We start from the raw sequence: 14,052 nt of genomic DNA on the forward strand, positions 1-14,052 counted from the left end.
ATGAGCAAAGCAGACACAACCGACGCCGAGACAGACAGCGGCGTCATTCAGAGCGTGAGCGGTCCGGTCGTGACCGCCCGCGATCTCAACGCCCGCATGAACGACGTCGTCTACGTCGGCGACGAAGGGCTCATGGGGGAAGTGATCGAGATCGAGGGCGACCTCACGACCGTTCAGGTGTACGAGGAGACCTCCGGTGTCGGCCCCGGCGAACCCGTCGAGAACACGGGCGAGCCGCTGTCGGTCGACCTCGGCCCGGGGATGCTGGACGCCATCTACGACGGCGTTCAGCGCCCCCTGGACGTGCTGGAGGGCAAGATGGGCAGTCCGTACCTCGACCGCGGGGTCGACGCGCCCGGCATCGACCTCGAGGAGGAGTGGGAGTTCGAGCCCGAGGTCGAGGTAGGCGACGTCGTCGAGCCCGGCGACATCGTCGGGATCGTCGAGGAGACGGTCACCATCGACCACAAGGTCATGGTGCCGCCGGACTACGAGGGCGGCGAGGTCGTCGCCGCCGAGTCCGGGACCTTCGATGTCACCGAAACGGTCGTCGAACTGGACAACGGCGAGGAGATCTCGATGCACCAGGAGTGGCCGGTGCGCGAGGCCCGCCCCGCCAACGACAAGAAGACGCCCCGGACGCCGCTGGTGTCCGGCCAGCGCATCCTCGACGGCCTGTTCCCGATCGCGAAGGGCGGGACGGCCGCGATTCCCGGGCCGTTCGGCTCCGGGAAGACGGTCACGCAACACCAGCTCGCGAAGTACGCCGACGCGGACATCATCGTCTACGTCGGCTGCGGCGAGCGCGGCAACGAGATGACGGAGGTCATCGAGGACTTCCCCGAGCTGGAGGACCCGGCCAACGGCAACCCGCTGATGGCCCGCACCTCGCTCATCGCGAACACCTCGAACATGCCCGTCGCGGCGCGTGAATCCTGTATCTACACGGGGATCACGATCGCCGAGTACTACCGCGACATGGGGTACGACGTGGCGCTGATGGCCGACTCCACCTCGCGGTGGGCGGAGGCGATGCGCGAGATCTCCTCCCGGCTGGAGGAGATGCCCGGCGAGGAGGGGTATCCCGCGTACCTCGCCGCCCGCCTGGCGCAGTTCTACGAGCGCGCCGGCTACTTCGAGAACATCAACGGGACGGAGGGCTCCGTCTCGGCGATCGGCGCGGTGTCGCCGCCCGGCGGCGACTTCTCCGAGCCGGTCACCCAGAACACGCTGCGTATCGTGAAGACGTTCTGGGCGCTCGACGCGGACCTGGCGGAACGCCGCCACTTCCCGTCGATCAACTGGAACGAGTCCTACTCGCTGTACAAAGACCAGCTCGACCCCTGGTTCGAAGACGAGGTCGCCGACGACTGGGCCGAGCGGCGCCAGTGGGCGGTCGACGTGCTCGACGAGGAGACGGAGCTGCAGGAGATCGTCCAGCTCGTCGGGAAGGACGCCCTGCCCGACGACCAGCAGCTCACCCTGGAGGTCGCGCGCTACCTGCGCGAGGCGTACCTCCAGCAGAACGCGTTCCACCCGGTCGACACGTTCTGTCCGCCGGAGAAGACGTACCTGATGCTGACGACGATCCAGACGTTCAACGACGAGGCGTTCGACGCGCTCGACGCCGGCGTCCCGGTCGAGGAGATCATCGACATCGACTCGGCCCCGCGGATTAACCGTATCGGCGTCCAAGAGGACTACGAGGAGTACGTCGAGGATCTCAAAGCGGAGATCACCGAGGAGCTCCGGAGCCTCTACTGACCATGAAAGAGTATCAAACCATCACCGAGATCAGCGGTCCCCTCGTGTACGCCGAGGTCGACGAGGCGATCGGCTACGACGAGATCGTCGAGATCGAGACGGCACAGGGGGAGACGCTGCGCGGACAGGTGCTCGAATCCTCGGAGGACGTGGTCGCGATCCAGGTCTTCGAGGGCACCTCAGGCATCGACCGAGACGCGTCCGTCCGCTTCCTGGGCGAGACGATGAAGATGCCCGTCACCGAGGACCTCCTCGGGCGGGTGCTCGACGGCTCCGGCCGCCCGATCGACGATGGCCCGGAGATCGTCCCCGAGGAGCGCCAGGACATCGTCGGCGCGGCGATCAACCCGTACTCCCGGGAGTACCCCGAGGAGTTCATCGAGACGGGCGTCTCCGCCATCGACGGCATGAACACCCTGGTCCGGGGGCAGAAGCTCCCGATCTTCTCCAGCTCCGGGCAGCCGCACAGCGAGCTCGCGATGCAGATCGCGCGGCAGGCCAGCGTGCCCGAAGAGGAGGAGGGCGACGACGAGGAGGGCTCCGAGTTCGCCGTCATCTTCGGCGCGATGGGGATCACCCAGGAGGAGGCCAACGAGTTCATGGAGGACTTCGAGCGTACCGGCGCGCTCGAACGCTCCGTGGTCTTCATGAACCTCGCGGACGACCCCGCCGTCGAGCGGACGGTCACGCCGCGGATGGTCCTGACGACGGCCGAGTACCTCGCCTTCGAGAAGGACTACCACGTCCTCGTCATCCTGACGGACATGACCAACTACTGCGAGGCGCTCCGCGAGATCGGGGCGGCCCGCGAGGAGGTGCCCGGCCGCCGCGGGTACCCCGGGTACATGTACACCGACCTGGCGCAGCTGTACGAGCGCGCCGGCCGGATCAAGGGACGCGAGGGCTCGGTCACGCAGATCCCGATCCTCACGATGCCGGGCGACGACGACACTCACCCGATCCCGGACCTGACCGGGTACATCACGGAGGGACAGATCTACGTCGACCCCGACCTCAACAGTCAGGGCCTTCAGCCCCCGATCAACGTCCTCCCCAGCCTGTCGCGGCTGATGGACGACGGCATCGGCGAGGGGCTCACCCGAGCCGACCACGCCGACGTGAAAGACCAGATGTTCGCGGCGTACGCGGAGGGTGAGGACCTCCGCGACCTCGTGAACATCGTCGGTCGCGAGGCGCTGTCGGAGCTGGACAACAAGTACCTCGACTTCGCGGACGCGTTCGAGTCCGAGTTCATCGACCAGGGCTTCGACGAGAACCGCGACATCGACGAGACGCTCTCGATCGGCTGGGACCTCCTCTCGATGCTGCCGAAGGACGCCCTCAACCGGATCGACGAGGAGTTCATCGAAGAGCACTACCGCGAGGACGAGTCCGAGCGCGAAGTCCTCGAAGCGGCCGACTGACGGCCCGACTCACTTTTTGACGCCTGCGACGCCGCGTCCGGACAGCGGCGCTGCTCGCCGTCGCTCGCAGTCGTCGTCGGGGCGATCCGCCGCGTCTGAAAAGAATTAACCGCCTCGGAGCGGAAGCTTCTCCCAAGATGGCCAAGGACGTCAAACCGACGCGGAAGAACCTGATGGCGATCGAGGACCGCATCGAGCTCTCCGAGCGCGGTCACGACACGCTCGAACAGAAGCGCGACGGGCTCATCATGGAGTTCATGGACATCCTCGACCAGGCGCAGGACGTCCGGTCCGAGGTCTCCGAGAACTACGAGACGGCCCAGCGCAAGATCGACATGGCCCGGGCGATGGAGGGCGACGTCGCCGTCCGCGGCGCGGCCGCGGCGCTGAAAGAGCACCCCGAGATCACGACCCAGTCGAAGAACATCATGGGCGTCGTGGTCCCGCAGATCGAGTCCTCGAAGGTCCAGAAGAGCCTCGACGAGCGCGGGTACGGCCTGCTGGGCTCCTCGGCGCGGATCGACGAGGCGGCCGACGCCTACGAGGAGCTGTTAGAGAAGATCATCCTCGCGGCCGAGGTCGAGACGGCGATGAAGAAGATGCTCACCGAGATCGAGACCACGAAGCGCCGCGTGAACGCCTTGGAGTTCACGCTGCTCCCGACGCTCTACGAGAACCAGGAGTACATCGAGCAGAAGCTCGAAGAGCAGGAGCGCGAGGAGATATTCCGCATGAAGAAGATCAAAGCGAAGAAGGAGGAAGAAGAGCGGGCGGAGGCCGAGGAGGCGACCGCGGAGGTCGCGGCCGCGGAGACCGAAGAGCCCGAGCCCGCCGACTGACGTCCTCGCGGCGCCTCTCTCGAGTCGCCATCACCGCTTCCGCGCCGGTCGCCGCTCGTTTTCCCGCCGTCGGCTTTTAGCCCGCCCCGCCCGTAGCGACGGGCGTGTCCTGTCCACACTGCGGCGCCGAGGCCGTCGCCTTCGCGGTGCCGCCGGCGCTCCGCGAACACGCCCCCGCCGATCCGGCGGCGATCTGTACGCGGTGTCTACGCGTCGCCGCGGCCGACGAGGCGGGCGTCGCGGGCGCGGCGACCGACGACCCCGACCTCGCCCGCGTCGACCCCGCCTTCCCGTCCGGCGAGGCCGGGATCGCCTTGGCGCTCTGCTGCGGGGAGCTGGAGTCGTTCGCCACGAACCGCGCGTCGATCGAGGCCCTGGTCCGTCACGCCGAGGGGGCGGGCGCGGACGTGTTCGCGTTCCTCGGCCGACTCGACGCCGCCGACGCCGCGTTCGACCTCGACCGCCGCCGGAAGGCCCTGATAGACGCGCTCTGAGCGGACGCGCGTCGAGCGGGTCGGCGGCCGCGGCGAGCGCGACCGCGGCGACGAGCGCCTACAGGTCGACCCCGTCCGGGTCGTTCCACTCGTCGTCGTCGCCGTCGTCCGCCTCCGTGCCCGCCGGACCGAGCCGCTCTTCTCCCTGCCGCGACTCGTGGACGGCGAAGCCGCCGGTGCGGCCGTCGCTCCCGCCGGCGTACGGGTCGGTCTCGGAGTCGTAATCGCGCTCGCCGCGCTCGAAAATATACGCGAAGAACCCGAACAGCGGGACGAAGAAGGCGATCAGCGCCCACTTCCGCGGATCCATCCCGTACTTGGGCGCGTCGACGTACGCGTAGGCGGCGAAGCCGACGAGCCACGCGAGCGGGACGCCGACGAGGATGACGGCGACGAGCGGTGTCATACCGTCGCTTCGACCGCGCGGTAATAAGGCTGCGGGCGGGGTCTGCCGCGGTGTTAAGTTAAGGAAGAGGCGGGACGAGGATTCAGTGCTCTATGCCGAAAACCGCCCGCCTCACCGAGTGTACCGAGTGGATCGACTTGGAGTTTGTGGAGCGAGAGCGGACACCCCGCGAGATCATTGAAAAGGGTATTCGTCACCATCTCGCTGGATTATCACTTTCGAATACAGTTATTCTTCTTGAAGAATTGGGTGTCCGACGAAGTCGTGTCGCTGTTCACAATTGGGTACAGAAAGCCGATCTACAGCCAGCTGGCGGTGAGAGCCCGGATCGTGTTGCGGTCGATCAGAAAGCGATCCGGATCAACGACGAGCAGTACTGGCTGTACGCTGCTGTCGATCCCGAAACGAACAGAATCCTTCACTCACGGCTGTTTCCGACGTATACGATCCCGATCGCACGAGAATTTCTCACTGAATTAGCTGAGAAACACGATGTCGAAGACGCGCTGTTTCTCGTCGATGACGCAGACGATCTGATCGGTGGGCTTCGCCGCGAAAACTACAGCTACCGCGTCGAACAACACGGCTTCAGAAATTCTGTCGAACGTGTCCTTCGAGAAGTAGAACGACGAACCTCTTCGTTTTCAAACTGTTTTAGCCACGTCGATCCACCGACCGCGGAAACGTGGTTGCAAGCCCACGCCGTCTGGTGGAATCATGCTTAAGTTAACACGACGGGGTCTGCGACCCTTCCGGCGTTGCGACGGCCGCGGGCGGGTCGCCGGTCCGCGCGCTACAGGAACGGCCGCCAGTAGAACGGGCTGACGAACCCCTCGATGACGGCGGCGACGCCGAACAGGATTCCGAGCCCGACCGTCACCCAGAACGCGGTCTCTAAGGCGTCCGCGAACCGCTCGCGGCTCGCGCGGCCGCGGAACGCCCGCCACGACACGGCGCCGAGGCGGATCCCGAGCGCCCCCGAGGCGATGAGCGCGGGGATCTCGAAGATCCCGTGGGGGACCACGAACGCGACGAGCGCCGGGAGGTTCTCCTCTAGGGCGGCGGTGGCGCCGAGCGCGAGGCCGTTGAACGCGAGCGACGAGAGCGCGGGGAGGACGAACCCCGCCCCGGAGAAGGCGGTCGCGATCGCGACGCCCCAGTTGTTCCCGAAGTACGTCAGCGTCGCCACGGGCGGGATCTGTCCGACCAGCCGCGACTCGATCGAGGTCGGGACCGTCTCGGCGAACGGCGCGGCGCCCAGCCAGCCGACCGCGCCGAAGCCGACGGCCACCGCGAGCGCGAGGGCGTGACTGCCGGGCGTCGACCGGACGAAGCTCCCGAGCGCCCGCCAGCCGCGGCGGGCCCCGCCGACGAACTGCGCCCTGACGCCGGCCTCGGGCGGCGAGACGGGGTCGACCGTGCCGCGGTAGTCGCCGTAGAGGACGGTCTTCAGCAGGTCGAGCGCGGGCGCGACGACGACCGCGCTGGCGAGCGCGACGACGGGGCCGCCGCCGAGGAACGCGAGCCCGGAGGCGACCGACGCGACGGCGACCAGCGAGCCGATCGCGACCACGAGGTAGGCGGCGGCGTCGACGGGGTTCGAGCGCACGAAGCCGCCCGCGCCCTCGACCGCGCCGACCACGCCGGCGTCGTCGACGACGACGGCGACCGGCGCGAACGCGAACAGGATCCGGACGAGCGCTAAGGCGACGAACCCGACGAGGAGGGCGGCGACCGCGACCGCGGCGCCGAGGAACGGGTTCGCGAGGAACGCCGCGCCGACCGCGATCGACCCGAGCGCGAGGACGGCGATCCAGAGGAGGAGCTCGGCGACGTACACCCCGAGGAACGTGAGCCAGCGGGACCGAGCGCCGGCGATCCCGCCGACGAGCCCCCGCTCGTCCCGGAGGCTCGCGATGACCGCGGAGAGCTGCCCGGCCGAGACGACGGCGTACGCGACTATCGCGAGGACGACCGAGACGAGCACGCCGGCGACGAACAGGGCCCCGACCGTCGGCGTCAACAGGGGCTCGAACGCGGGCGTCAGGCCCTCGGCCCACGCCTGAAGCGCCTCCGGGTCCTGCGTCTCCGGCGGCGGCTCGACCCCGGCGAGGGCGTCGCCGACGGCCGCGAGCCGCCCGGAGAGTTCGAGGTGGAGGTAGATCCCCGCCAGCGCGGCGAACGTGCCGAGGCGGGCGATCACCGGGACCGCGGTGCCGAGGAGGTAGAAGGGGAGAAGCTGTGCGGGGCGGCGACGGAGGGTCGCTGTCGTTGCCGAGACGGCGGCGGAGAGGTCCATGCCCTCGCTTCGGCCGTGCCACACAAAAAAGAGCGTGTCCGCGAACTAATCCCAGAACGACTGCGTGCGCGCGTACTCCCGCTCTTGGCGGAGCACGTCGCGGTAGAACTCGTCTTCGTCCTCGCGGAGCTTGTTGATGATCCGCGCGGCGTTGTGGGGGCCGACGCCGCGGGCGGCGAGGGCGATCACCGCGCGCTTCCCGTGGGTCTGGACGAGGCTCGCGGCGCGGTGGGCCCGCTCGGTGCGGCGCTCCTGCTCGTCATCCTTCTCGGGCGCGCGCACCGCGGCGACCGTCTCGTCGTCCCACGGGTTCAGCGCCGCGATCCGCGTCGACCCGCACTCGGGGCACTCGGGCTGGTCGCGGACGCGTCGGACCTTCGTCGTCTGCTTCCAGTCCGTACAGTGGAGACAGAAGCAGATGACGCGGTCGTCTCGAATGCGCTCTCTGACCGTCTCGATCACGTCGGCGTCGGCGTTGTCGGGGACGAGGAACTCCGTGCCGGCGGACCGGCCTGCAGTGCCGAGCGGCGTCCGCTCGCGGGCGATCGCGAGGTCGAGCGAGCCGTCCTGAACCGCCGCGAGCAGGTCCGCGGTCTCCGGCACGGCGAGGTCGGCGTGGAACACCTCGCGGAGCGCCTCGTCGTAGACCGGCGTGTCCTCCAGGGCGGCGAGCAGGCGGTCGCCGCCGAACTTCCCTCGCCCCTCCTTGTACCGCTTGACGGCGCCGAACTTCGCGGCGACCTGCGCGAGCGTGAACTTCAGCGCGTCCGACTTCTTCACCGCGAGTTCGAGGTACGCCTCCAGCCGGTCGGGGTCGGTCGTCTCCAGCACCTCGCGGAACGTCCCGGGGCCGACGCCGCCGGGGACCTCGAACTCGATCCGGTACGGGTCGACGTCCATGCCGACCGACGAGCCGGCACGCTGGCCGACCAGCGCCGCGAGCAGGCGCGCGAGCGTCTCGTTGACCTCGTGGCCGAAGGCGGCGTTGACCGCGACGGTGCGCGCGCTCCCCTCGATCACGACCCGCTCGTCCGTGGGGACCGGGTGGCCGGCGTCGACGTGGTCGACAACGGACTTCAGCGCGGCCGCGACCGTCTCCGCGTCGGTCGGGTAGCGCTCAGCGAGGTCGGCGGCGACGGCCTCGGGGGTCGAGCCGGCCTCCAGCGCGGCCGCGGCCTCGCCGCGAATTCGACCCACCTCCTCGGCGACGGGGTTCGGGACGGGGATCTCCTGGCCCACCCACGAGGGGACCTCGCCGGTCGGGTCGGGGATCGGCGTCACGTTCACGCGCTCCTCATCCTCGTCGATCTCCGTGATCTTCCACATCTCGCCGCGCTGGACGAACGTCTCGCCCGGCCCGGCGAAGTTGACGACGAACTGCTCGTCGAGGGTCCCGATGCCGCGTCTGGAGGACATGTCGTACACCTCGTAGGTGGCCTCGTCGGGGATCATCGAGAGGTTCGCGTAGAAGTACTGCCAGGTGCCGCCCGACTTCTCCAAGGTGTCCGTCTCCTCGTCGAGCCACAGCAGCCGGTTCCCGTCGAGCTCGCGGACGACCTCCTGGAACCGCGGCTCGGAGAGGTCCCTGAACGGGTAGGCGTCCGTGATCGTCCGGTACGCCTCGCGGGCGTGGAGCTCCCCCTCGTCCATCACGAGGCCGACGACCTGGTTCGCGACCGTGTCGAGGCTGCCGTGGTGGATGTTCGCGGGCTCGACGAGCTCCTCGCCCGCCCGCCGCGCGATGGCCATCGCTTCCAGGGTGTCGTCGCCTCCCTGCGCGACGACGGTCCCCTCGGAGACGAGGTCGCGGCGGTGGCCAGCGCGCCCGACGCGCTGGAGCAGCCGGGCGACCTCGCGCGGGCTCCCGTACTGGACCACGTGGTCGACGCGCCCCACGTCGATCCCGAGCTCCATCGAGGAGGTACAGACGAGCCCGTCGAGGTCGCCCGACTTGAAGCGGTCCTCAACGTCGATCCGGACCTCCTTCGAGAGCGACCCGTGGTGGAGCTCGATCTCGGTGGGGGCGTCGACCCCGCGCTCCCGCTCCTTCTCCGCGAGCGTCTTGAACCGCGATCCGAGCGCCTCCGCGGTCTGTCGCGTGTTGACGAAGATCAGCGTCGACTCGTTGTCCGCGACGATCTCGCGGATCGTCCGCACGTGGCTCGCGGTCGTCTCGTCGACCGCGAGCTCGCCCGCGAGCGTCGTGTCGCGGTCGGTGATCGACGGGTCCAGGACGCGCACGTCGGTCCGCGTCCCGGCCGCGACCTCGACCGTCTCGAAGTCGCGGTCCCCTTCGCGGTCCGGGTCGCGGGTCCCCGTCCCGACGAGGAACCGGCCGACCTCCTCCGGATCGCCCACCGTCGCGGAGAGCCCGATCCGCTGGAACGGCCCCGCCACGCGGCGGAGCCGCTCCATGCCGACCGTGAGCTGCGCGCCCCGCTTCGCCGAGGCCAGCTCGTGGACCTCGTCGACCACGACGTGCGCCACGTCTTCGAGCGCGGCCCGCATCTTCGAGCCCGTCAAGATCGCTTGGAGGCTCTCCGGCGTCGTGATGAGCACGTCCGGCGGGTCGTCGGCCTGCTTGGACCGCTCGTACTGCGTGGTGTCGCCGTGGCGCACCGCGACCTCGACGCCGAGGGTCTCGCCCCACCACTCCAGCCGGTCCATCATGTCGCGGTTGAGCGCGCGGAGGGGGGTGATGTAGAGGGCGGAGATCCCCTCGCGGGGCGGGTCGCCGGGAGAGCTTCGGGCCTCGGCGAGCGCGTCGAACACGGGGAGCATCGCGGTCTCCGTCTTCCCGGTGCCGGTGGGGGCTAAGACGAGCGCGTTCCGCCCGGCCGCGAGCGGCGGGATCGCCTCGCGCTGGGGCTCCGTGGGCGTTGAAAACCCCCGGTCCGAGAGCGCCTCGCGGACCTCGCTCCCGAGGTGCGCGAACGCGTCCATCCCCGACGGCTCCGACATGCTCTGATCGTGTTCGATTGGGCGCTCGGGCGATTAAGCCCGTCGCCGTGCGCGATCGATCCGCTTCCCCCGTCCGGGCCGTCGCCCCGCCCCGACGCGCTCAGTCGGCGCGGCGGAGCTCGACGGTGAACACGCTCCCGGTCGGCTCGTTGTCCTCGACCCACACGTCGCCGCCGTACCTGTCGACGAGCGTCTTGACGAGGTACAGCCCGATCCCCGTTCCACCGCTTTCGAGTCCCTTCTCGCCCTCTTGGAAGATCTGCGCCTTGTGGTCGTCCGCGATCCCGGGACCGTTGTCCGCGATCGACACGCGCACCGTCTCGTCCGACACGCTGGTCGACACCGTGATCTCCGCCACGTCCTTGTCGTTGTGGACGACGGCGTTCGTCAGGAGGTTCCGGAACGCCGCCTCCAGCAGGTCGTCCGCCAACACCGTCACGTCCGGAATCGTCTCGTCCACGGTGACCGTCGCGCGGTCTTTGTCCGACCGGATCTGTTCGATCTGCTCGGTGAGTTCGGTGCGGAGGTCGACCGGCTCTTGATCGGCACCGACCTGTAGCAGTACGTCGGTGACGTCTCTGGCCGTCTCCGTGATGTCTGCGGCCTGCCGCGCCGCGCCGATGACCGTCCGCGCGTACGTCCGACTCTGCTCGTCCGGCAGCGACTCCTCGAGGAACTCGGTGTACGACTCGACGACCATCAGCTGGTTCCGGATGTCGTGGCGGACGACCTGGTACAGGAGCTTGAGGTTGTCCCGCTGTTCCTCCAGCGTCCGCTCGTACTCCTTGAGTTCCGTCACGTCGCGGGCGTACCCCAACACCGCGTCCTCGCCGGTGTCCGGGGCCTCGTACGGTATCTTCGTCGTCTGGAAGATGCGCGTCTCCCCGTCAGCCGTGGTCAGCGTCTCCTCGCCGACCGCCTTCGGCTCGCCCGACTCGATCACCTCCAAGTCGTCCTGTCGGAACGCCTCCGAGTCTTCGACGTCCGGAATGATCTCCGCCTCGGTCTTCCCCTCGACCTCCTCGGGCGTCTTTCCGTACGCCGCCGCGGTCGCCTCGTTCGCCAGGAGGTACTCGCCCTCGCGGTTCTTCACGAACACGAGGTCCGGCACCAGGTCGATGATCTGCCGGAGCTCCTCGCGCGTCGATTCGAGGGCGGCCTCGTACTCTCTCCGCTCCGTGATGTCTTGGAACAGTCCGAGCGCTCCGGTGACCGCTCCGTCCTCGCCGAACCGAGGGTCGCCGATGGCCCTGACCCACCGGGTCTCACCGGTCGTCGTGACGATCCGCAGCTCGAGGTCGTACGACTCGCCCTCCGTTCGTAGCCGCTCGAAGGCGCTCTCGATGGCGTCGCGGTCGTCCGGATGATAGAACTGTATTCCGTCCTCCAGCTCGACCGACTCCGTCGTCGGTAGCTCGTGGATGCGGTACACCTCGTCGCTCCACGTCAGCGACTCGTCGACCAGGTCGACCTCCCACCACCCGATCGACGCGCTCTCCTGCGTTCGCTCGATCAGTCGCCGGGTCCGTCGCAGCTCCTCCTCCCGTCGCTTCTGCTCGTCGACGTCGAGGTGGATCCCCACCGCGCGCACCGGTCCGCCGTCCTCGTCGCGCTCCACCACCTTCCCGATGTCACGGATCCACTTCCACTCGCCCGACGCGGTCCGCATCCGGTGTTCCGCGTCGTAGTACTCGGTCTCGCCGTCGACGTGGGCCGACAGGGCGTCCTCGACCGCCGGGAGGTCGTCGGGATGGACGCGGCGCTCCCACGCGTCGAGGTGCGGCTCGATCTCGTCGAGCGAGTGGCCCAGCATCTCCGCCCACTGGTCGTTGAACTCGACCTCGTCAGTGGTCACGTCCCAGTCCCAGACGCCGAGGTTCGCGCCTTCGACCGCGAGTTCGAGTCGGTCTTTGATCCGTTGGACCGTCCGCTCCCGCTCTCGCTGCTCCGTGACGTCGCGAGCGACGCCGACGATCCGCGTCACCGACCCCTCGTCGACGACCGGGCTCAGCCGCGTCTGCCACTCTCTCCGCCCCTCCGGCAGCGCGAGCGCCTCCTCGTACTCGATCGTCTCGCGGGCCTCGACGCAGCGGCGGTAGTTCTCCGCGACCGCCGCGCCCTGCTCCTCGCCCAGCAGCTCCCGCGGCGTCTTGCCGCGGATCTCTTCGAGGGAGATCCCGGTGAGCCGTTGGTGAGACGCGTTGGTCCGTCGGAACCGGAAGTCGTACCCCGCGTCTCCGGCCTCGACGTCGATCAGGAAGACCGCGTCCTCCATCTCGCAGAAGATCGTCTCGTAGACGCCCCGCTCCTCGTCCCCGACCGCGAGATCGGACTCCGACTCGGGGGCCGGTCGCTGCCGATCCGTCATACGTCGGCGTTGGCCGGCCGCAATATAAGTTATTCCGACCTGGAGGGTCCCGCGCCCGCTATGTCACGCCGCCCTGGCTCGTCGCGTACCTCTCGTGTGCGCCGGCGTCGAGGATCGCCTCGACCTCGTCGACCACTTCGAGTACGTCGGCGAAGGACGTGTACGGGGCCGCGGGACAGACCCGCACCACGTTCGGCGGCCGGAAGTCGACGACGACGCCGCGGTCCTTGAGCGCCGCGCTCAGCCGCTCCGCCTCGGGGTGTTCGAGGGCGACGTGCCCGCCGCGGGCGTCGCGCTCGCGCGGCGTCCCGACCGAGACCGCGGGGAGCCGGTCGTCGACCAGGGCGATCAGGAAGTCGGTCAGGGCGAGCGACTTCTCGCGGAGGCGCTCGATCCCGGCCTCCCGCAGGAGCTCCACGGAGCCCTCCAGCGGCGCGGCCGCGAGCAGCGGCGGGGTACCGATCTGCCACGCGCCCGCGGAGTCGGCCGGCGTGTAGGTCATGTTCATCTCGAACTGCGTCGCCTTCTCGTGGCCCCACCAGCCCGCCAAGGCGGGCGTGAGCCCGTGGTGCCGCTCCGCGACGAACAGCGCGCCGATCGAGCCGGGGCCGGCGTTGAGGTACTTGTACGTGCACCAGACCGCGAAGTCGACGCCCGCCGCGCCGAACTCGTGCGGGACGGCGCCCGCGGAGTGGGCCGCGTCGAAGCCGGCGTACGCGCCCGCCTCGTGGGCCGCCTCGGCGATCCGCTCCACGTCGAACAGCTGGCCCGACCGGTACAGCGCGGTCGGCATGAAGACGATCCCCACGTCGTCGTGCGCGTCCAGCGCGGCCTCGACGTCTCCGGGGTCGATCGTCCGCCCGTCGCGGCTCGGCACGACCCGGAGCTTCTCGTCGGGGTCGATCCCCCGCTGCCGGAGCTGGGCGCGGATCGCGTAGTGGTCGGACGGGAAGTCGAGCTCGTTGACGAGGACCGCCGGGTCGTCCTCGGGGTCGCCCTCCGGCGCCCACTCCCCGTCCGCGCGCTCTAACTCCTCGCGGTCCGGGCCGTTCCCGGCCAGCAGCTCGTCGAGGAAGGTGCCGACGAGCGTGTGGATGTTCACCGTGATCGAGTTGCCGACGACCACCTCTTCGGGGTCGGCGCCCACCAGCGGCGCGAGCGCGCCGCCCAGCCGCTCGCCGACCTCGAACCACGGCGGGTCGGCGTCGGTCCACCCCGCGATGAGCCGGTCGCGCCACTCGTCGACGACGCGGTCGAGGCTCGCGAGGGCGGCGTCGCTCGCGGGGCCGAGCGAGTTGCCGTCCATGTAGAGCAGGTCGTCCGGGATCCGGTACCGGTCCGCGAACCCGGCGAGCGGGTCCGCGTCGTCGAGCCGGGCGGCGAGGACGGCGGGGTCGGCGCCGCCCGCGTCGCCGCCGGTGCCGTCATCGCCGCCGCTACCGAGCCCCTCGCCCGCGAGCGCCGCGCGCGCGGGAGCGTACGGGTCGTCCATACGGG

The 14,052-nt window shown here is 69.4% G+C and carries 10 protein-coding genes; 5 read left to right on the forward strand and 5 right to left on the reverse strand.

Going from position 1 to position 14,052, the window contains the following annotated elements:
- From EXE50_RS05635 to EXE50_RS05650, 4 genes are all read left to right on the forward strand, one after another.
- Nucleotides 1-1,764 (forward strand): ATP synthase subunit A, encoded by a 1,764-nt coding sequence (locus tag EXE50_RS05635; protein WP_137704570.1) that lies wholly within the window; start codon nt 1-3, stop codon nt 1,762-1,764.
- A 2-nt stretch (nt 1,765-1,766) separates the two neighbouring features.
- Nucleotides 1,767-3,188, forward strand: coding sequence for a V-type ATP synthase subunit B (locus EXE50_RS05640; RefSeq protein WP_053772453.1), 1,422 nt, complete (start codon nt 1,767-1,769; stop codon nt 3,186-3,188).
- Between the two features lie 137 nt (nt 3,189-3,325).
- Nucleotides 3,326-4,027, forward strand: coding sequence for a V-type ATP synthase subunit D (locus EXE50_RS05645; protein WP_053772454.1), 702 nt, complete (start codon nt 3,326-3,328; stop codon nt 4,025-4,027).
- A gap of 104 nt (nt 4,028-4,131) precedes the next feature.
- A complete protein-coding gene (locus EXE50_RS05650) occupies nt 4,132-4,521 on the forward strand; it encodes a DUF6276 family protein (protein ID WP_121600300.1) in 390 nt (129 codons plus the stop codon).
- A 58-nt stretch (nt 4,522-4,579) separates the two neighbouring features.
- On the opposite strand, the gene EXE50_RS05655 is transcribed toward EXE50_RS05650, so the two are convergent.
- A complete protein-coding gene (locus tag EXE50_RS05655) occupies nt 4,580-4,927 on the reverse strand; it encodes a PLD nuclease N-terminal domain-containing protein (RefSeq protein ID WP_053772456.1) in 348 nt (115 codons plus the stop codon).
- Between the two features lie 92 nt (nt 4,928-5,019).
- Here EXE50_RS05655 and EXE50_RS05660 point away from each other — a divergent pair, with 92 nt between their 5' ends.
- Nucleotides 5,020-5,652, forward strand: coding sequence for an IS6 family transposase (locus EXE50_RS05660; RefSeq protein WP_137704571.1), 633 nt, complete (start codon nt 5,020-5,022; stop codon nt 5,650-5,652).
- Nucleotides 5,653-5,720: 68 nt separating this feature from the next.
- Here the strand turns inward: EXE50_RS05660 and EXE50_RS05665 are convergent, their stop codons facing one another.
- From EXE50_RS05665 to kynU, 4 genes are all read right to left on the reverse strand, one after another.
- A complete protein-coding gene (locus EXE50_RS05665; RefSeq protein ID WP_121600298.1) occupies nt 5,721-7,226 on the reverse strand; it encodes a stage II sporulation protein M in 1,506 nt (501 codons plus the stop codon).
- A 45-nt stretch (nt 7,227-7,271) separates the two neighbouring features.
- On the reverse strand, nt 7,272-10,187 hold the full coding sequence (locus EXE50_RS05670; RefSeq protein ID WP_199241380.1) for a DEAD/DEAH box helicase: 2,916 nt from the start codon (nt 10,185-10,187) through the stop codon (nt 7,272-7,274).
- A gap of 100 nt (nt 10,188-10,287) precedes the next feature.
- Nucleotides 10,288-12,555 carry a PAS domain S-box protein gene (locus tag EXE50_RS05675; protein ID WP_137704572.1) on the reverse strand — a complete coding sequence of 756 codons (2,268 nt, stop codon included), beginning with the start codon at nt 12,553-12,555 and terminating at the stop codon, nt 10,288-10,290.
- A gap of 58 nt (nt 12,556-12,613) precedes the next feature.
- A complete protein-coding gene (gene kynU, locus EXE50_RS05680) occupies nt 12,614-14,047 on the reverse strand; it encodes a kynureninase (protein ID WP_053772459.1) in 1,434 nt (477 codons plus the stop codon).
- Nucleotides 14,048-14,052: the final 5 nt, after the last annotated feature.

Source organism: Halorubrum sp. ARQ200 (assembly GCF_005435115.1).
Taxonomy (GTDB): Archaea; Halobacteriota; Halobacteria; order Halobacteriales; family Haloferacaceae; genus Halorubrum; species Halorubrum tropicale.